Raw genomic sequence first — 18,198 nt, forward strand, 5'->3', positions numbered from 1 at the left:
TAATATGTTTCAAATTCTAAAAGCAGAGAAGACGATCGGCTTTATGCGTTGGTCGAAAGTAGCATTCGTTTTTTCAATTATAATGATTGCTGCTTCTATCTTCACTTTGTCAACCAAGTGGCTTAATTGGGGTCTAGATTTCACTGGCGGTACTCTTATCGAGGTCGGTTTTGAACAGCCAGCAAACCTTGAAGAGATTCGTGCAGCACTAGATTCAAAAGGCTTTGGCGATGCGACAGTACAAAACTTCGGTAGTGCTCGTGAAGTCATGGTTCGTCTTCGTCCACGTGATGACGTTTCTGGTGAAACGCTAGGTAACCAAATCATTGGTGCTATCAAAGATGGTACTGGCGAAAGCGTAGAAATGCGTCGTATTGAGTTCGTAGGTCCCAACGTTGGTGATGAGCTAACAGAAGCTGGTGGTCTAGCGATCTTGGTATCGCTGATCTGTATTCTGCTTTATGTATCGATGCGATTTGAATGGCGTCTAGCGGCTGGTGCGGTAATGGCATTGGCTCACGATATAATTATCACGCTAGGTGTCTTCTCGTTTCTACAAATTGAAGTTGACCTGACTATCGTAGCTGCGCTACTGACGGTTGTGGGCTACTCACTCAACGATACCATCGTTGTATTTGACCGGATTCGTGAAAACTTCCGTAAGATGCGTAAGGGTGAACCTTCAGACATTATGGACGCCTCAATCACTCAAACGTTGAGCCGTACATTGATTACATCTGGTACGACGTTGTTCGTGGTAATTGCACTGTTCATGCAGGGTGGTGCTATGATTCACGGCTTTGCAACCGCACTTTTACTCGGTATCACTGTAGGTACTTACTCTTCTATCTACGTAGCATCAGCACTGGCTCTAAAACTGGGTATCCAGAAAGAGCACTTGATGCCACCTCAAGTAGAAAAAGAGGGTGCAGAGTTCGACGAAATGCCATAAGGCAGATTGAGAACCGAAAACAAAAACCGCTGAACAATCAGCGGTTTTTTTATGCCTGATAGATTTGAAAGTTTCATTTTTTTTTGAGGTACTTCCAGCTTGAATTGTAGTTTTTTGATTGAGTTGAATATCGGAAGTATGTTCAACAATTTCGGGAGGAAATAATGTCAAGGCAAGCTGAAATAAAAGTACAGTTACTGAAGTTTGTAGAGATTTCTTACAAGCACAATAAAGGTGTTACCACCAAGCTAGTTACTGGAGGGAAAAGGTTCAAGTTAGCAGTTGATGAGTCAGGTAAAGTAACTTTATCTGGTGAGCTTGGATTTACTAAGTTTGAAGTTTCAAAAGAAATGGTTGAAGAGCTGGGCATAAAATTAAAAGCCGTTTCTGTTACTTTTAAAACTACTCGTGATGGTGTTTTGACATACAGTGGGAGTGTTTCTCTTTTTGGTGTTGTTTCCTTTGGAGTTACTGGGCAGGTAAATGTCCGTGAGCTTTTAGAGCAGTGCGAGTGGGGGCTTTGTAAGTACAGATTTAAGCCGAGTAAAATTGATCAAGCGCTCCGTGAAGCTGGGGTTTAGTTGGTTATGCTAAATAGAATTCTACCTATTCCGGTTTTACTAAGTGTTTCAACGCCCTGCATCGCAAGTCCACTCCACGATACTTACCTTGATATACGTAATAATTTATACAAGATGCAGTATATAGAGGTGGTAGAAGCTATGGCAGGACCAAATCTATCGATTGAAGAGCTGAACAGTATTAAGTCTCACCCAATAAAATTTGGTCATCAATTTCCATTTTTATCATCTATCCCATCAAGTTTGGTTACAGAGCTGTCTTACTTTGAAGAGTACAGTGAGGATGGAGGAGTTGGATGTCTTTCTGTAAACGGCTTTGGTGATGTATACCAGCCAGTCACGGTTTCGCTGCAGTTTTTAATGAAGGAACAAATATGGAAGGTTAAGCACGTAAAAATAGACCACTTATCTGACTACGACCGTTTCTACAAACAGGCTGATTGTTCGAAATAAAAAAGCCCCGCTCAATGAGCGGGGCTTTCTAAAGTCATCAGCGTGACGGGCTATATATGACTTTCAAATCTTACTTAAGGATCGCGCTGTTACCGTTTTCGCGGATGTGCTTAAGGATAGATTTTACGCCACGAGCGCTTGAAGCAACGATGTTACCAGACTTCATGTAGTCAGTGCCGCCAGCAAAGTCTGTTAGGATTGCGCCAGCTTCACGAGCAATAAGCTCACCTGCTGCCATATCCCAAGGTTTTAGGCCTAGCTCGAAGTAACCATCAACACGGCCAGCAGCCACGTAACAAAGGTCAAGAGCAGCAGAGCCGCTACGACGGAAATCAGCACATTCAGTGAATAGCGCACCAACGATCTTGATGTAAGACTCAGCGTGTTGTTTCTGCTTGAATGGGAAGCCTGTTGCTAGAACAGTACCTTGAAGGTCTTTTAGTTGAGCAACACGAATACGTGCACTGTTTAGTTGAGCGCCGGCACCGCGTTGTGCAGTGAATAGCTCGTTTTGCATTGGATCGTAAACACAAGCAACTTCAGTTTTGCCCTTAATACGAACAGCGATAGAAACCGCGAAAGTTGGGTAACCTTTTACAAAGTTAGTGGTGCCATCCAGTGGGTCGATGATCCATTGTACGTCTTTATCTTTACCTTCGATAAGACCTTGTTCTTCAGCAACGATACAGTGCTCAGGGTAAGACTGCTTGATAGTATCGATGATGATGTATTCTGCTTCTTTGTCTACGTTAGTGACAAAGTCATTAGTGCCTTTAAGAGTAGATTCTACTTTATCAGTGTTTTCTAATGATTTAGCAATATGATTGCCTGCCTTTCGCGCAGCGCGAATAGCAATGTTTAGCATTGGATGCATACGAATTTCCCAACGGATGTTAAAGAACAAATGAAAGCGGCGGCGAGTATACCAGAGATAATCAAAAAGGGAAGTGGTTATTTTTTACTCTAATTGCGGCCGACTGAGTGTACAGATCATACTGCGGACGAGAACAATAACCAAGAATGAGAAGAGAGGTCTGCTTGCCTCTAGGGTGTCTTAAAAAACTATGATAACATTCTGCGGTTTTAATTTAGGTAGCAAACACAGATGTTGGATCAAGTAAAAATTGTACTCGTAGGTACCTCTCATTCAGGCAATATTGGCTCAGCAGCTCGAGCAATGAAAGTGATGGGTTTAAACCAACTAGTATTAGTCGATCCACAATGTGAAGTGGATGAACAAACTCTTGCTTTAGCTGCGGGTGCTGGTGATATTGCTCAAAATGCAAAGATTGTCGGCACATTAGAAGAAGCGGTTGAAGATTGTGGCCTTGTTGTGGGTTCTAGCGCCCGCTCTCGTACATTAGAATGGCCAATGCTCGAGCCACGTGAATGCGGTGAGAAATTTGCAGTTGAAGGCCGAAAGCATCCGGTTGCGCTCGTGTTTGGCCGAGAAAGAACTGGTTTGACAAACGAAGAGCTACAAAAGTGCCACTACCATGTTTGTATTCCCGCTAATCCTGAGTACAGCTCGCTTAACCTAGCGATGGCTGTACAAACTCTCAGTTACGAAGTGCGAGTTGCACACTTGAACTTAGAGCAAAGCCAGTTTTCCCCAAATGAATCGGAAGAATACCCGCGTCATCGAGAACTCGAATTGTTCTTCGAGCATCTTGAAAAGGTGATGGTTGAGACCCAGTTTATTAACAAAGAGCAACCTGGACAGGTGATGAATAAGTTGCGCCGTTTGTTCTCTCGTGCTCGACCAGAAACCCAAGAACTTAATATTCTACGAGGCGTTTTGACTTCGATAGAAAAGAAGTTCTGAGTGAATAATAACCACTTTATATGTAAGGATGAATACCTGAGTAAAATGGTCAAATAAATACTTGACCAAATTACTCAGGTATGGAAAAATCTTAACCATTACAAACCATGTGGATACGGTGTGGTATGAAACTTACATCTAAAGGAAGATATGCGGTGACAGCCATGCTGGATGTGGCACTGCATTCGCAACAAAACCCTGTACCTCTGGCTGATATTTCAGAGCGTCAAGGGATCTCGCTCTCTTACTTAGAGCAGCTATTTTCAAAATTGCGTAAAGCAGGTCTCGTTGCCAGCGTTCGTGGTCCTGGTGGTGGTTACCGACTTGGTGCCGACGCTCACAGTATCGCTATTGGTACCGTGATTGCTGCCGTTGATGAGTCAGTAGATGCAACCAAATGCCAAGGTAAAGGAGATTGCCAAGGTGGAACACGTTGCCTTACTCACACGCTGTGGCGTGACCTAAGCTCTCGCATTAGTGACTTTTTGAATAACATCACTCTTGGTGAGTTGATGACAGACAATGAAGTACTCGAAATTTCTGATCGTCAGGACATTGATCTGGCGGTAACCCATGGGCTATCAAACAAAAATACAACCGCCGCGCCCATCGGTGTAAACGTCCGCTCTTAGCGGTCAGCTTTTTACATTGGAGTAGAGAATGAAACTGCCGATTTATCTTGATTATTCCGCTACATGTCCAGTTGATCCACGTGTTGCTGAAAAAATGGTTCAGTACATGACAATGGATGGCACATTTGGCAACCCAGCGTCACGTTCGCACCGTTACGGCTGGCAGGCAGAAGAAGCGGTCGATACTGCTCGTGAGCAAATTGCTGACCTTCTAAATGCAGATCCTCGCGAAATCGTATTTACATCTGGTGCGACAGAATCAGACAACCTTGCGATTAAAGGTGCAGCGCACTTTTACTCGAAGAAAGGCAAGCACGTAATCACTTGTAAAACAGAGCACAAAGCCGTTCTTGACCCATGTCGTCAACTTGAGCGTGAAGGCTTTGAAGTGACTTACCTTGAGCCAGAATCAAATGGCTTGATCGATCTAGAGAAGCTTAGAGCAGCCATGCGTGATGACACCGTGCTTGTGTCTATTATGCATGTAAACAACGAGATTGGTGTGGTTCAAGACATTACAGCGATCGGCGAACTGTGCCGTGAGCGTAAAATTGTTTTCCACGTGGACGCTGCGCAATCTGCAGGTAAATTACCAATCGACGTTCAAGAGATGAAAGTTGATCTAATTTCACTTTCTGCTCACAAAGTATACGGCCCTAAAGGTATCGGTGCACTTTACGTACGTCGTAAGCCTCGTATTCGTCTTGAAGCGCAAATGCACGGTGGCGGTCATGAGCGTGGTTTCCGCTCTGGTACACTACCTACTCACCAAATCGTAGGTATGGGTGAAGCATTCCGCATTGCAAAAGAAGACATGCAAAAAGATTACGATCATGCTTTAGCGCTTCGTAACCGTCTTTTTGATGGCGTGAAAGACTTAGAAGCAGTGACGGTAAACGGTGACTTTGAGCAGCGTGTACCACACAACTTAAACATCAGTTTCGCATTCGTAGAAGGTGAATCACTACTAATGTCGCTTAAAGATCTAGCGGTATCTTCTGGTAGTGCTTGTACGTCTGCAAGCCTTGAGCCTTCTTACGTTCTTCGTGCCCTAGGCATGGATGACGAATTGGCTCACAGCTCGGTTCGTTTCTCGTTTGGTCGTTTCACGACTGAAGAAGAAATTGATTACGCAATTGAACAAATCCGCGTTGCAGTGACTAAGCTACGCGACATGTCTCCTCTATGGGATATGTACAAAGAAGGGATTGATTTGAGCACTGTTGAATGGGCTCACCATTAATCTCAGGGATTGAAATAGAGGATTCGAGGTAATTTATCATGGCATACAGCGAAAAAGTAATTGATCACTACGAGAACCCACGTAACGTTGGTTCATTTGATAAAGAAGATCCATCAGTAGGTAGCGGCATGGTTGGCGCTCCTGCGTGTGGTGACGTAATGAAGCTTCAAATCAAAGTGACACCTGAAGGTATCATCGAAGATGCGAAGTTCAAAACATACGGTTGTGGTAGTGCAATCGCATCAAGCTCACTAGTAACTGAGTGGGTAAAAGGTAAGTCAGTTGATGAAGCGGCAGCAATTAAAAACTCTGAGATTGCTGAAGAGCTAGAGCTTCCACCAGTGAAAGTTCACTGTTCTATTCTTGCTGAAGATGCAATCAAAGCAGCGGTTGCTGACTACAAGAAAAAACACCAAGAATAATTATTCCGTAATATAATGGGAGCTTTGACGCTCCCATTCCAATCGAAATTTAGACAGACTAAGGTGCAGTATGGCCATCACAATGACAGAATCAGCGGCAAGTCGCGTAAGAGCATTCCTAGATAACCGAGGCAAAGGTATCGGTTTACGTCTTGGAGTGAAGACGACTGGTTGTTCCGGCATGGCATACGTACTTGAGTTTGTTGATGAGCTCAATGAAGAAGACGAAGTATTTGAACTCTCTGGAGTGAAAATTATCATCGATCAAAAGAGCTTAGTGTACCTAGATGGTACTGAATTGGATTACGTGAAAGAAGGGTTGAATGAAGGTTTTGAATTCAACAACCCTAACGCGAAAAGTGAATGTGGTTGTGGTGAAAGCTTCAACGTCTAATTGATTGTCCTTCTGGGCAAACGAGTCCGGAAGGCTTTACTAGGACCCGAACTTAATGAATCACTTTGAATTATTTGGGCTACCAAGTCAGTTTAAGCTGGATGGTAGCCTTCTTTCTTCTCAGTTCCGAGAACTACAAAAACGCTTCCACCCGGATAACTTTGCAACGGGCTCAGAACGTGACCGTTTGATGGCGGTGCAAAAGGCGGCGCAAATCAACGATGCCTATCAAGTTCTGAAAAATCCTATTTCTCGCGCCGAGTATATCCTCGCAGAGCAAGGTGTTGAGATCCGAGGTGAACAGCAAACAATGCAAGATCCGATGTTCTTAATGGAGCAAATGGAACTGCGCGAAGAACTGGAAGAGATTGCTGACAAGTCCGATCCTGAATCGGCGCTTTTTGACTTCGACTCTAAGGTCAGCAAAATGTACAAACAGCATCTGGCAAGCGTCGAGCAAGAGCTTGATGATGGTCTATGGGCTGAAGCCGCAGACCGAGTTCGTAAGCTAAAATTCATTGCCAAACTAAAGAACGAAATTGAGCTAGTCGAAGACAAACTCCTCGGCTAGTAAGCGTGACAAGGACCTATCATGGCACTACTTCAAATCGCAGAACCGGGCCAAAGCTCGGCACCTCATGAGCATAAGTTAGCAGCGGGTATCGACCTAGGTACTACCAACTCTTTGGTTGCTTCTGTACGTAGCGGCGATGCAACTCCACTTGCGGACGAGCAGGGCCGTACTATTTTACCTTCAGTCGTTAATTACGCTGAGGAAACGTTAACGGTCGGCCACGAAGCCAAAGCTAAAGCAGAGTTTGAACCAGAGAACACGATTATCTCTGTAAAACGTTTGATCGGTCGTTCATTAAAGGACATTCAGTCCCGTTACTCTTCACTTCCTTATCGTTTTAAAGAGAGTGAAAACGGCCTGCCAATTCTGCAAACACCTCAAGGTGACAAAAACCCGATTGAAGTATCTGCGGACATCCTAAAAGTATTGGGTAAGCGAGCTGAAGATACGTTAGGTGGTGAGTTAGCTGGTGTCGTTATTACCGTTCCTGCTTACTTTGATGACGCGCAACGTGCAGGTACAAAAGATGCGGCGAAATTAGCTGGTCTTCATGTTCTCCGTCTACTTAACGAACCAACCGCTGCGGCAATTGCTTATGGCCTAGACTCAGGTCAAGAAGGTGTGATTGCGGTTTACGATCTAGGTGGCGGTACTTTTGATATCTCTATCCTACGTTTATCGAAAGGCGTATTTGAAGTATTAGCAACAGGTGGCGATTCTGCATTAGGCGGTGACGACTTCGACCATCTATTTGCCGATTATTTAATGGAGCAAGCGGGTCTAGAAGCGCCGCTTTCTGCAGAAAAGAACCGTACACTGTTGAACATTGCTACTGAAGCTAAGATTGCTTTCTCTGAGCAAGACAGTGTTGACGTTGACGTTTTTGGTTGGAAAGGCACCGTGACTCGCGAGCAGTTCGAAGATCTGATTCGTCCGCTAGTGAAGAAAACCCTGATGTCTTGCCGCCGTGCGCTGAAAGATGCGGATGTAGATGCGGAAGATGTACTTGAAGTAGTCATGGTCGGTGGCTCAACACGCACATTGCTTGTACGAGAAATGGTTGGCGAATTCTTTGGCCGTACACCACTGACAAGCATTAACCCAGATGAAGTCGTCGCAATCGGTGCGGGTATTCAAGCTGATATTCTCGCGGGTAACAAACCTGACTCTGAAATGTTGCTTCTTGATGTGATTCCACTGTCGCTCGGTATTGAAACCATGGGTGGTTTGGTCGAGAAGATCATCCCCCGCAACACTACGATTCCCGTTGCGCGTGCGCAAGAATTTACCACATTCAAAGATGGCCAAACGGCGATGAGTGTTCATGTGGTACAAGGTGAACGTGAAATGGTTGATGACTGTCGTTCACTTGCTCGCTTCTCGTTAAAAGGTATTCCTCCGATGGCAGCGGGTGCGGCACATATTCGCGTGACTTACCAAGTTGACGCTGATGGCCTTCTTTCTGTTACGGCAATGGAGAAGAGCACTGGTGTTCAATCAGAGATTCAAGTAAAACCTTCTTACGGCTTAAGTGACAATGAAGTGGCGGATATGTTGCGTGATTCAATGACGCACGCAAAAGAAGACATGCAAGCTCGTGCCTTAGCTGAACAGCGTGTTGAAGCCGACCGAGTGATAGAAGGTTTGATTGCAGCGATGCAAGCTGATGGTGATGACTTACTATCAGAACAAGAGAAACAAAACTTGATTAAAGCCATCGAAGCCTTGATTGAGCTGCGTAATGGTGATGATGCAGATGCGATAGAGCAGGGCATTAAAGATACCGATAAAGCGAGCCAAGATTTCGCATCACGCCGTATGGATAAATCGATTCGAGCTGCGTTGTCAGGTCAATCAGTAGACGATATATAAGAGATAAGTAGTTATGCCTAAGATTATTGTATTACCACACGACGATTTGTGCCCAGAAGGTGCAGTGTTGGAAGCAAACTCTGGTGACACCGTTCTAGACGTAGCGCTAAAAAACGGTATCGGTATTGAACATGCGTGTGAGAAGTCATGTGCGTGTACTACCTGCCACGTAATCATCCGTGAAGGTTTTGATTCACTTGAAGAAAGTGAAGAACTAGAAGACGACATGCTAGATAAAGCGTGGGGTCTAGAGCCTGAGTCACGCCTAGGGTGTCAGGCGAGAATTGCTGATGAAGACTTGGTGGTAGAAATTCCTAAATACACACTAAACCACGCTTCAGAAGATCACTAAAACTATCTTCCCAATATAGGGAAGAAGCAAAAGGAAGATGAGCAATGAAATGGACAGATTCTCGCGATATCGCGATTGAACTTTGTGACAAGTTTCCAGATGTCGATCCAAAAACAGTGCGTTTTACCGATCTTCATCAATGGATCATGGAGTTAGATGAGTTTGACGATGAGCCAAACCGTTCTAATGAAAAGATTCTAGAAGCCGTTATCATGTGCTGGATGGACGAAGCGGACTAAGTCTGTAAAACACAGCCTAGTTAACAATTCTTACTAAAAAAAGCGGACCTTTAGGTCCGTTTTTTTATCCAATTGACATTTTTGCCCTACATAATGCTAACATCCGTGAGTTATTAAAAAGAAGCAGCGTAGGCAACGCTGCTATAAGACAAGGAGAAACCATGTCTACACAGATGTCTGTATTTTTAAGTCAAGAGTCGGCAGCACCACATTGGGGTGAAAAAGCACTGCTTTCATTCGCTGAAAACGGCGCAACTATTCACTTAGGTGAAGGTCATGATCTCGGCGCAATTCAACGTGCAGCTCGTCAGCTAGATGGCCAAGGAATTCGTTCTATTTTTCTTTCTGGTGATAACTGGGATCTAGAGAGCGTATGGGCTTTCCACCAAGGGTTCCGTAACCCTAAAAAACATGGCTCAGTTGAGTGGGCAGCATTGTCTGATGAAGATCAAGCAGAGCTTCAAGCTCGTATTACTTCGACTGATTTTACCCGCGATATTATCAACAAAACGGCAGAAGAAGTTGCTCCTCGTCAGCTAGCGACAATGGCTGCTGAATTCATCAAATCTGTTGCGCCGAAAGGCACTGTGACAGCACGTATCGTCAAAGACAAAGACTTGTTGGCAGAAGGTTGGGAAGGTATTTACGCAGTAGGCCGTGGTTCTGAGCGTACTTCTGCGATGCTTCAGTTAGACTACAACCCAACTGGTGACGAAAACGCACCTGTATTCGCATGTCTTGTGGGTAAAGGCATCACCTTTGATTCCGGTGGTTACAGCTTGAAGCCTTCTACCTTCATGAGTGCAATGAAAGCAGATATGGGTGGCTCGGGTACTATAACTGGTGGCCTAGGATTAGCTATCTTGCGCGGTTTAAACAAGCGCGTAAAACTGATCTTGTGTTGTGCTGAGAACATGGTTTCTGGCCGTGCCCTTAAGCTTGGCGACATCATCACTTACAAAAACGGCAAAACCGTTGAGATTATGAATACCGACGCGGAAGGTCGCTTGGTGCTTGCAGACGGTCTTATCTACGCTAGTGAGCAAAAGCCTGAGTTAATTATTGACTGCGCGACGCTAACAGGCGCAGCGAAGAATGCGTTAGGTAACGATTACCATGCGCTAATGAGCTTTGATGATGAGCTATCGCATCAAGCGCTTACGGCGGCAAACCAGGAAAAAGAAGGCTTGTGGCCGCTACCACTTGCTGATTTCCATCGAGAAATGCTGCCATCTAATTTTGCCGATTTATCGAATATCAGCTCTGGTGATTATTCTCCAGGTGCAAGTACTGCTGCTGCATTCTTGTCTTACTTCGTTGAGGACTACAAGAAAGGCTGGTTACATTTCGACTGTGCGGGTACGTATCGTAAAGCCGCTTCTGATAAATGGGCTGCGGGAGCAACGGGGATGGGTGTTCGTACACTTGCTCGTTTCCTCAATGAGCAAGCTGGAAAATAAGATTGATTGCAGCACTCTCTTGTTTGAGTGCTGCTCTTACCCAGTAAGTCACTTTAAAAGCACAACTATTATTACAAGTACAGAAAGGAAATTTTATGGCTCTAGAAAGAACATTTTCAATCATTAAGCCTGATGCTGTAGAGCGAAACCTAATTGGTGAAATCTACAATCGTATTGAAAAGGCTGGCCTACGTATCATCGCTGCCAAAATGGTTCACCTGACAGAAGATCAGGCAAGCGGCTTTTATGCAGAGCATGAAGGTAAAGAGTTTTTCCCTCCTCTAAAAGAGTTCATGACATCTGGTCCTATTATGGTTCAGGTATTGGAAGGCGAAAATGCGATTGCACGTTACCGCGAGCTAATGGGTAAAACCAACCCAGAGGACGCGGCATGTGGCACTTTGCGTGCTGATTACGCACTCAGCATGCGTCACAATTCAGTTCATGGTTCAGATAGCCCTGAGTCTGCCGCTCGTGAAATTGAGTTTTTCTTCCCTGAATCAGAAGTTTTCTCTCGCTAACTCGTTCATGCATCACTTTTGCGTGATGATCTAGTTCGTAATAACCTCGGATTTGTCCGAGGTTTTTTATTGTCACCCCTAAACCACCGCCTTTGGCGGTGGTGATTGTTCCTAAGGGCTGTTGCCCGAAAACACGCCCATGTTAGAAGTAAGACTCTTATTCACCACAAGTAAGAGGAAACAATAAACATGGGCGATTATAGAAGTTCATCACACGTCTACTGGCGATGCAAATACCATATAGTTTGGACTCCAAAGTATAGGTTCAAAATTCTCAAGGGCAACGTAGCCAAAGAGTTGTACAAGTCTATCTACATCCTCTGCAATATGAAGGATTGTGAGGTACTGGAGCTAAATATTCAGCCTGATCACGTTCATTTAGTTGTCATCGTCCCACCGAAAGTTTCGATTTCAACGTTAATGGGTACTTTGAAGGGGCGGTCTGCAATTCGCCTGTTCAATAAGTTTGCTCATATTCGAAAGAAACTATGGGGAAATCATTTTTGGGCAAGGGGATACTTTGTTGATACGGTAGGTGTGAACGAGGACATAATTCGGCGTTACGTTAGACATCAAGACAAAAAAGACCAAGAGTATGAGGCTCAGTTGGAGTTGAAGATGAATTAACAGCGCGGAGATGCCCCCTTTTAGGGGGCTGAAAGCTAAAGCCGCCTTCTAAGAAGGCGGATTTTTACTCCGCGTTCTCCATTTCCCCGGCGAGTTCATTCGTAATTATTCGCGAAGACGTTGGCTAATTTGAGCATCTTACAGGGGGGAAAGCTTAGTTAAGTGTGTTTGTTCTCACTGTTTTCTCTGTATCACTTCTACGCTTTTGCTGTCGGTTGTCTAATCATTATTCTCACCGTAAAGTCTGATTAAAATTTAAACGTTTTTATTTTAATGCCTTAGCAAACTCAGGGTCTTACACCCCTTGTTGTAGCTGAATAAAGGCTGTACAATTCGCGCCCTTATTCTTGTTTCAGTCATTGAGAGGCAACATGACCACTGAAAAAATCAATCTACTCGACTTTGATCGCAAAGGCATGCGTCAGTTTTTCGCGGAAGAACTTGGCGAGAAAGCGTTTCGTGCCGATCAGGTTATGAAGTGGATCTACCATTTCGGTGTAGATGACTTCGAAAAAATGACAAACATCAACAAGAAGCTGCGCGAAAAGCTTTTACACAAGTGTGAAATTAAAGCACCAACTGTAGCAGAAGCTCAGCATTCTTCAGACGGCACGATCAAGTGGGCAATGAAGGTTGGTGATCAGGATGTAGAAACGGTTTACATTCCAGAAGATGATCGCGCAACGCTTTGTGTATCTTCTCAAGTAGGTTGTGCATTGGAATGTAAGTTCTGCTCAACAGCACAGCAGGGCTTTAACCGTAACTTGAAAGTTTCAGAGATCATCGGTCAGGTGTGGCGTGCTGCACGTGAAATTGGTCTTGAGAAAGAAACAGGCCGTCGCCCAATTACGAACGTCGTGATGATGGGTATGGGTGAGCCGCTTCTTAATATGAAGAATTTGATTCCAGCACTGGAGTTAATGTTGGATGACCTTGGCTTTGGTTTGTCGAAGCGTCGTGTAACCGTATCAACATCAGGTGTGGTTTCTGGTCTTGATCAGATGACGGGCAAAATCGACGTTGCGTTGGCGATCTCTCTTCATGCGCCAAACGATAAGCTGCGTAGTGAAATCATGCCAATTAACGATCGTTGGGATATTCAAGATTTCCTAGCATCCGTTCGTCGTTACATTGCTTCATCGAATGCAAACCGTGGCAAGGTAACAGTCGAGTACGTGTTGCTTGATCATGTGAACGATGACATGGACCATGCTCGTGAACTGGCTGAGCTGATGAAAGACACACCATGTAAGATTAACTTGATTCCGTTTAACCCGTACCCAGGTTCACCTTACAAGAAACCAAGTAACTCACGTATTGATCGCTTCCAAAAAACATTGATGCAATACGAGCACACAGTTACGGTTCGTAAAACGCGTGGTGATGACATTGATGCCGCATGTGGTCAGTTGGTCGGTGATGTAATTGACCGAACTAAACGTACGGCAATGCTGAAAGCGTCACGCGGTGCCGATACCATTGAAGTGAAAGCTGTATAAACGACCGGAATTCAAAAATAGCCAGAGCCATTCGCTCTGGCTATTTTGTTTATTGTTTAGGACATTTTCGCCAAGATTTGGGACTATCACTCTTCAACCTAAGGTTATTTGGGTATAATTTCGAATTCCTTTGTCAAAGTTTGGACAAAAGCTTGAGCTATCTGTTAGTTTGAGTGTAAAGAGTTTTTGTCTTCGTTGCGCATTCGCTTATCATGATATGTAACACTAACGATGACACCGATAATTCTCAGCACTTTCTCACATACGTTTTGCTGATTTTTGCAAAACGGGTATTCGCACTCAGATCGCTGAGAGTTTCTTAAAATTATTATTTTTGGTTAACGCGTTTAGGCTAGCTATCTTTTAAAGAGGCTTAAGAACAATAACGAAAATACATGACCACGTTAGCCACTAAAACAGATTAAATACCGCCATTATGACAGAACACGAAAATACGAATGAAGTGCCACTCTCTATTGAAGCTGGCACATTACTGAAAAACAAACGTGAATCCTTGGGAATGAGCCAAAAGCAAGTTGCCGATCGCCTGAGGCTTCGCATTTCTGTGATTGAAGATATTGAAAATAACCGATTTGAATCTCAACAAGTCGCGACATTTACGCGTGGTTACTTACGCTCTTACGCTAAATTCGTAGGTCTTGATGAGAAGGTGGTTTTGACGGCGTTAGAGCAGACTGCCGATGCTCAGCCTCAAGAGCAAGAAATTGAAATGCAAAGCTTCTCTCGTAAAACAAAAGACGAGAAGCACAATAGCCGTATTATGCTCCTTACTTGGGTTATCGGGCTGGTCATTATTGGCATTTCAGCGGCATGGTGGTGGCAAAACCAACAAGAGAATAGCCTAACTAAGGAAGTAACGGATTCAAGTGTTGAAGCGCCGCAGCCCACTGCTCAAGAATTAGCTGATATCGATTTGATGACGGCTGAAGAGTTAATCGCAAGCACTCCTGAAGAAGTTGCTTCAACTAATGAAGGCGTTGCTGAATCGACTGAAGCACCCGTTGAGCAAGGGGCGGATCCTTTGCTGACTGAAACTGAAAATACAACAAGCGTAGATTCTGAAGAACCTGTTGCCGTGATTGAAGCGGCGGAAGAGGAACAGCCTGCGCCAGTAGTACCTGAAGGCATGACACTTCTTACTATGAAGTTTAAAGCGGACTGTTGGATTCAAGTAAAAGACACCAATGGTAAAACGCTGGTAAGTGGTACTCATAAGCCAGGACAAGATGTAGAACTTACCGGAAAAGCGCCATTTAAAGTGATATTAGGCGCACCGGAAGGGGTTACAATGACATTTGCAAGTGAACCTGTCGACCTTTCTGGGTATACTTCAGGCAAAGTAGCTAGATTCACTCTACCGTTATAAAAAATTATGCAACACGAATCTCCAATTATTCGTCGTAAATCGACGCGTATCTATGTGGGTGATGTGCCAATTGGTGATGGTGCGCCAATTGCAGTACAGTCAATGACTAACACTCGCACGACTGACGTAGAAGCGACAGTCGCTCAAATCCGAGCACTAGAAAAAGTCGGCGCAGATATCGTTCGAGTTTCTGTACCTACGATGGACGCAGCAGAAGCTTTCAAACTGATTAAACAGCAAGTTTCTGTACCATTAGTGGCTGATATTCATTTCGACTATCGTATCGCGCTGAAAGTTGCGGAGTACGGAGTTGACTGTTTACGTATCAACCCAGGTAACATCGGCAATGAAGAACGCATTCGCGCTGTTGTCGATTGCGCTCGCGATAAAAACATCCCGATCCGTATTGGTGTCAATGGTGGATCTTTGGAAAAAGATCTACAGATGAAATACGGTGAGCCTACGCCAGAAGCCTTGGTTGAATCGGCGATGCGTCACGTAGATCATCTCGATCGTCTTAACTTTGACCAATTTAAAGTTAGCGTGAAAGCTTCAGACGTTTTTCTTGCGGTGGATTCATATCGTCTGCTGGCGAAGAAAATCGATCAGCCTCTTCATTTAGGTATAACAGAGGCGGGTGGTGCTCGAGCTGGCGCTGTTAAGTCATCTGTTGGCTTAGGTATGCTGTTATCTGAAGGGATAGGCGATACGCTGCGTATCTCTTTGGCTGCCGATCCAGTTGAAGAAATCAAAGTCGGTTTCGACATCCTTAAATCTCTGCGCATTCGCTCTCGAGGCATCAACTTTATTGCGTGCCCAAGCTGCTCACGCCAAGAATTCGATGTGATTGGTACGGTGAATGCACTGGAGCAACGTTTAGAAGACATCATCACGCCAATGGATGTGTCTATCATCGGTTGTGTGGTAAACGGCCCTGGTGAAGCAGAAGTTTCTCACTTAGGTCTAGCAGGTAGTAACAAGAAGAGCGCATTCTACGAAGATGGTAAACGCCAGAAAGAGCGCTTTGATAACGATGACCTTGTGAATAAGCTAGAAGCTAAGATCCGTGCGAAAGCAGCTATGATGAATGGCGAAAACCGCATCGAAGTTAAAGTACAAGATTAATCTCAACGAGAATTACGGTAAGTATTGTGGCAAAAACAATTCAAGCAATTCGAGGCATGAACGATTGCCTCCCAACTCAGTCGCCACTGTGGCAAAAACTAGAAAACACAGTGAAAAATGTAATTAGCGCATACGGTTATAACGAAGTGCGCATGCCAATCGTTGAAGAAACAAACCTATTCAGCCGCGCTGTTGGTGAAGAAACAGACGTCGTTTCAAAAGAAATGTACACCTTTGATGACCGTAACGGCGACAGCCTAACACTTCGCCCTGAAGGTACGGCGGGTTGTGTACGTTCATGTATTCAAAACAGCCTTATCAACCGTGATGAACAGCGTCTGTGGTACATGGGGCCTATGTTCCGCCATGAACGTCCGCAGAAAGGTCGTTACCGTCAATTCCACCAGTGTGGTGTTGAGGTGTTTGGTCTAAATGGTCCAGATGTTGATGCAGAGCTTATCATGATGACGGCGCGTTTATGGCGTGAGCTAGGTATCAATGAACATGTTCGTCTTGAGCTGAACTCTATCGGTTCTCAAGAAGACCGCGCAGACTACCGTACTGCACTGGTTGCATTCCTTGAGCAACATATTGATGTGCTAGATGAAGATTGTAAGCGTCGCATGCACACGAACCCACTGCGTGTTCTGGATACGAAGAACCCAGACGTTCAAGCTATTTTAGGTGATGCGCCTCGCCTTTCAGATTACTTGGGTGAAGAATCTAAAGCACACTTCGCAGGTCTATGTGAACTTTTAGACGCTGCAGGTATCAAATACACAGTTAACGAACGTCTAGTTCGTGGTCTGGATTACTACAATCGCACGGTATTTGAGTGGATCACTGAGAGCCTAGGTGCTCAAGGCACTGTATGTGGCGGTGGTCGTTACGATGGCCTTGTAGAGCAATTAGGTGGTAAACCAACACCAGCGGTTGGCTTTGCAATGGGCCTAGAGCGTCTAGTACTGATGCTAGAAACGTTGGAACTGACAGACGTTCGTCGCAGTGTTGACGTGTACGTAGTCACTGCGGGTGAAGGCACCATGATGGCAGGAATGAAGCTAGCAGAACAGCTTCGCGAGTCTGTTCCAGGCGTTCGTGTGATGAATCACTTCGGTGGCGGTAACTTCAAGAAACAGTTTAAACGCGCAGACAAAGTTGGTGCTGTTGTAGCATTGGTTCTGGGCGAAAACGAAGTTGCGGATAATACCGTAGTATTGAAAGACTTAGCTGGTGGTGAGCAAGAGACTTACAACCAAGCAGAAGTTGCAGAAAAGATCGCAGCACTGATTTAAGTCTTTTAGTAATCTAACAAAATTACATCCTAGTTCGTAAGCTAAGGCTCCCAAATGTGGAGCCTTTAAACGAAATAGGAACAATGGCAGCTAAGCTGCCATTTACATGTTTTAAGAGGACAGGAAGTGGAACTTTACGATACTGAAGAACAACAAGTTGAAGCCATTAAAGACTGGTGGAAGGAAAACGGCAAAGCCGTCATCATCGGTGCGGTTGTTGGTTTAGGTGGTCTATTCGGCTGGCGTTACTACCAGGATTCTGTGATTCAGGCGAGTGAAGCAGCTTCTCAAAGCTACACGACAGCAATGAATGCTTTGCAAGACAAAGGCACTGATGCTCAAGCTGACGTGAAAGCTTTCATTGAGTCAAATGAAGTAAAAGAATATTCAGTATTGGCTGCACTACAACTTGCTAAAGCACAAGTTGAAGCTCAAGACCTTTCTGCTGCATTGGAGCAACTGAAGTGGGCGCAAAGCAACACTCAAGATGCTGCGTTGTTACCATTGATTAGTTACCGCATTGCGCGTATTGAGACGGAAATGGGTAACTTCGACGCTGCAACGGCAGAGCTAAGTAACGTCACTGATACAGCATGGACAGGTCGTATTGCTGAACTTCGTGGCGATATTGCGATTCGCCAAGGTGACAAAGATGCTGCGTACGCTGCGTATACTGAAGCTCAGCAAGCGGCAGATGCAAGCCCGACACTACAAATGAAATTGGACGATCTGGCGAAATAAGGAC

At 44.8% G+C, this 18,198-nt stretch carries 21 protein-coding genes; 20 read left to right on the forward strand and 1 reads right to left on the reverse strand.

Going from position 1 to position 18,198, the window contains the following annotated elements:
• The first annotated feature begins 4 nt into the window (after positions 1–4).
• From secF to R7M72_RS20500, 3 genes are all read left to right on the forward strand, one after another.
• Positions 5–952 carry a protein translocase subunit SecF gene (secF, locus tag R7M72_RS20490; protein ID WP_005383689.1) on the forward strand — a complete coding sequence of 316 codons (948 nt, stop codon included), beginning with the start codon at positions 5–7 and terminating at the stop codon, positions 950–952.
• Positions 953–1,116: 164 nt separating this feature from the next.
• Positions 1,117–1,533, forward strand: a complete 417-nt coding sequence (locus tag R7M72_RS20495; RefSeq protein WP_017633921.1) for a hypothetical protein — start codon at positions 1,117–1,119, stop codon at positions 1,531–1,533.
• Positions 1,534–1,674: 141 nt separating this feature from the next.
• A complete protein-coding gene (locus tag R7M72_RS20500; protein WP_017633920.1) occupies positions 1,675–1,986 on the forward strand; it encodes a hypothetical protein in 312 nt (103 codons plus the stop codon).
• A gap of 70 nt (positions 1,987–2,056) precedes the next feature.
• Here R7M72_RS20500 and suhB read toward each other — a convergent pair whose 3' ends face one another.
• Positions 2,057–2,860: an inositol-1-monophosphatase gene (gene suhB, locus R7M72_RS20505; RefSeq protein WP_005381722.1), complete on the reverse strand. Its 804-nt coding sequence runs from the start codon at positions 2,858–2,860 to the stop codon at positions 2,057–2,059.
• 231 nt (positions 2,861–3,091) lie between these two features.
• On the opposite strand from suhB, the gene trmJ reads away from it, so the two are divergent.
• From trmJ to R7M72_RS20590, 17 genes are all read left to right on the forward strand, one after another.
• Entirely contained in the window at positions 3,092–3,811 is a 720-nt protein-coding gene (gene trmJ / locus R7M72_RS20510) for a tRNA (cytosine(32)/uridine(32)-2'-O)-methyltransferase TrmJ (RefSeq protein ID WP_017633919.1), read from the forward strand.
• Between the two features lie 125 nt (positions 3,812–3,936).
• Positions 3,937–4,443 carry a Fe-S cluster assembly transcriptional regulator IscR gene (iscR, locus tag R7M72_RS20515; RefSeq protein WP_005381720.1) on the forward strand — a complete coding sequence of 169 codons (507 nt, stop codon included), beginning with the start codon at positions 3,937–3,939 and terminating at the stop codon, positions 4,441–4,443.
• 28 nt (positions 4,444–4,471) lie between these two features.
• Complete coding sequence (locus R7M72_RS20520) at positions 4,472–5,686, forward strand: IscS subfamily cysteine desulfurase (RefSeq protein ID WP_005381719.1); 1,215 nt, start codon at positions 4,472–4,474, stop codon at positions 5,684–5,686.
• Between the two features lie 38 nt (positions 5,687–5,724).
• Positions 5,725–6,108, forward strand: a complete 384-nt coding sequence (iscU, locus tag R7M72_RS20525; protein ID WP_005381718.1) for a Fe-S cluster assembly scaffold IscU — start codon at positions 5,725–5,727, stop codon at positions 6,106–6,108.
• A 70-nt stretch (positions 6,109–6,178) separates the two neighbouring features.
• On the forward strand, positions 6,179–6,502 hold the full coding sequence (iscA, locus tag R7M72_RS20530) for an iron-sulfur cluster assembly protein IscA (RefSeq protein ID WP_005381717.1): 324 nt from the start codon (positions 6,179–6,181) through the stop codon (positions 6,500–6,502).
• Between the two features lie 55 nt (positions 6,503–6,557).
• Complete coding sequence (hscB, locus tag R7M72_RS20535) at positions 6,558–7,073, forward strand: co-chaperone HscB (RefSeq protein ID WP_033905803.1); 516 nt, start codon at positions 6,558–6,560, stop codon at positions 7,071–7,073.
• A gap of 21 nt (positions 7,074–7,094) precedes the next feature.
• Entirely contained in the window at positions 7,095–8,948 is a 1,854-nt protein-coding gene (gene hscA, locus R7M72_RS20540) for a Fe-S protein assembly chaperone HscA (RefSeq protein ID WP_053302969.1), read from the forward strand.
• A 13-nt stretch (positions 8,949–8,961) separates the two neighbouring features.
• On the forward strand, positions 8,962–9,300 hold the full coding sequence (gene fdx / locus R7M72_RS20545) for an ISC system 2Fe-2S type ferredoxin (RefSeq protein WP_005381713.1): 339 nt from the start codon (positions 8,962–8,964) through the stop codon (positions 9,298–9,300).
• Between the two features lie 44 nt (positions 9,301–9,344).
• Positions 9,345–9,539 carry a Fe-S cluster assembly protein IscX gene (iscX, locus tag R7M72_RS20550; protein WP_005381711.1) on the forward strand — a complete coding sequence of 65 codons (195 nt, stop codon included), beginning with the start codon at positions 9,345–9,347 and terminating at the stop codon, positions 9,537–9,539.
• A 161-nt stretch (positions 9,540–9,700) separates the two neighbouring features.
• Complete coding sequence (gene pepB, locus R7M72_RS20555; RefSeq protein WP_005381709.1) at positions 9,701–10,999, forward strand: aminopeptidase PepB; 1,299 nt, start codon at positions 9,701–9,703, stop codon at positions 10,997–10,999.
• A 95-nt stretch (positions 11,000–11,094) separates the two neighbouring features.
• Complete coding sequence (ndk, locus tag R7M72_RS20560; RefSeq protein ID WP_005381702.1) at positions 11,095–11,520, forward strand: nucleoside-diphosphate kinase; 426 nt, start codon at positions 11,095–11,097, stop codon at positions 11,518–11,520.
• A gap of 189 nt (positions 11,521–11,709) precedes the next feature.
• The gene (gene tnpA, locus R7M72_RS20565; protein WP_104040026.1) at positions 11,710–12,147 is read left to right on the forward strand and encodes an IS200/IS605 family transposase; all 438 of its coding nucleotides are present in this window, start codon (positions 11,710–11,712) and stop codon (positions 12,145–12,147) included.
• A gap of 371 nt (positions 12,148–12,518) precedes the next feature.
• The gene (locus R7M72_RS20570; protein WP_017633913.1) at positions 12,519–13,646 is read left to right on the forward strand and encodes a bifunctional tRNA (adenosine(37)-C2)-methyltransferase TrmG/ribosomal RNA large subunit methyltransferase RlmN; all 1,128 of its coding nucleotides are present in this window, start codon (positions 12,519–12,521) and stop codon (positions 13,644–13,646) included.
• Positions 13,647–14,082: 436 nt separating this feature from the next.
• Complete coding sequence (rodZ, locus tag R7M72_RS20575; RefSeq protein WP_136976155.1) at positions 14,083–15,033, forward strand: cytoskeleton protein RodZ; 951 nt, start codon at positions 14,083–14,085, stop codon at positions 15,031–15,033.
• Positions 15,034–15,039: 6 nt separating this feature from the next.
• Entirely contained in the window at positions 15,040–16,158 is a 1,119-nt protein-coding gene (gene ispG, locus R7M72_RS20580) for a flavodoxin-dependent (E)-4-hydroxy-3-methylbut-2-enyl-diphosphate synthase (RefSeq protein WP_005381699.1), read from the forward strand.
• Positions 16,159–16,184: 26 nt separating this feature from the next.
• Positions 16,185–17,453 carry a histidine--tRNA ligase gene (gene hisS, locus R7M72_RS20585; protein ID WP_005381698.1) on the forward strand — a complete coding sequence of 423 codons (1,269 nt, stop codon included), beginning with the start codon at positions 16,185–16,187 and terminating at the stop codon, positions 17,451–17,453.
• A gap of 126 nt (positions 17,454–17,579) precedes the next feature.
• Positions 17,580–18,194 (forward strand): YfgM family protein, encoded by a 615-nt coding sequence (locus R7M72_RS20590; protein ID WP_005381697.1) that lies wholly within the window; start codon positions 17,580–17,582, stop codon positions 18,192–18,194.
• Positions 18,195–18,198 lie beyond the last annotated feature (4 nt).

It is taken from the genome of Vibrio sp. YT-18 (assembly GCF_033337345.1).
In the GTDB taxonomy this organism is placed as follows: Bacteria; Pseudomonadota; Gammaproteobacteria; order Enterobacterales; family Vibrionaceae; genus Vibrio; species Vibrio alginolyticus.

Coding starts and splice junctions, on each gene's coding strand:
- secF (WP_005383689.1), top strand. CDS start 5: ATGTTTCAAATTCTAAAAGCAGAGAAGACGATCGGCTTTATGCGTTGG.
- R7M72_RS20495 (WP_017633921.1), top strand. CDS start 1,117: ATGTCAAGGCAAGCTGAAATAAAAGTACAGTTACTGAAGTTTGTAGAG.
- R7M72_RS20500 (WP_017633920.1), top strand. CDS start 1,675: ATGGCAGGACCAAATCTATCGATTGAAGAGCTGAACAGTATTAAGTCT.
- suhB (WP_005381722.1), bottom strand. CDS start 2,860: ATGCATCCAATGCTAAACATTGCTATTCGCGCTGCGCGAAAGGCAGGC.
- trmJ (WP_017633919.1), top strand. CDS start 3,092: ATGTTGGATCAAGTAAAAATTGTACTCGTAGGTACCTCTCATTCAGGC.
- iscR (WP_005381720.1), top strand. CDS start 3,937: ATGAAACTTACATCTAAAGGAAGATATGCGGTGACAGCCATGCTGGAT.
- R7M72_RS20520 (WP_005381719.1), top strand. CDS start 4,472: ATGAAACTGCCGATTTATCTTGATTATTCCGCTACATGTCCAGTTGAT.
- iscU (WP_005381718.1), top strand. CDS start 5,725: ATGGCATACAGCGAAAAAGTAATTGATCACTACGAGAACCCACGTAAC.
- iscA (WP_005381717.1), top strand. CDS start 6,179: ATGGCCATCACAATGACAGAATCAGCGGCAAGTCGCGTAAGAGCATTC.
- hscB (WP_033905803.1), top strand. CDS start 6,558: ATGAATCACTTTGAATTATTTGGGCTACCAAGTCAGTTTAAGCTGGAT.
- hscA (WP_053302969.1), top strand. CDS start 7,095: ATGGCACTACTTCAAATCGCAGAACCGGGCCAAAGCTCGGCACCTCAT.
- fdx (WP_005381713.1), top strand. CDS start 8,962: ATGCCTAAGATTATTGTATTACCACACGACGATTTGTGCCCAGAAGGT.
- iscX (WP_005381711.1), top strand. CDS start 9,345: ATGAAATGGACAGATTCTCGCGATATCGCGATTGAACTTTGTGACAAG.
- pepB (WP_005381709.1), top strand. CDS start 9,701: ATGTCTACACAGATGTCTGTATTTTTAAGTCAAGAGTCGGCAGCACCA.
- ndk (WP_005381702.1), top strand. CDS start 11,095: ATGGCTCTAGAAAGAACATTTTCAATCATTAAGCCTGATGCTGTAGAG.
- tnpA (WP_104040026.1), top strand. CDS start 11,710: ATGGGCGATTATAGAAGTTCATCACACGTCTACTGGCGATGCAAATAC.
- R7M72_RS20570 (WP_017633913.1), top strand. CDS start 12,519: ATGACCACTGAAAAAATCAATCTACTCGACTTTGATCGCAAAGGCATG.
- rodZ (WP_136976155.1), top strand. CDS start 14,083: ATGACAGAACACGAAAATACGAATGAAGTGCCACTCTCTATTGAAGCT.
- ispG (WP_005381699.1), top strand. CDS start 15,040: ATGCAACACGAATCTCCAATTATTCGTCGTAAATCGACGCGTATCTAT.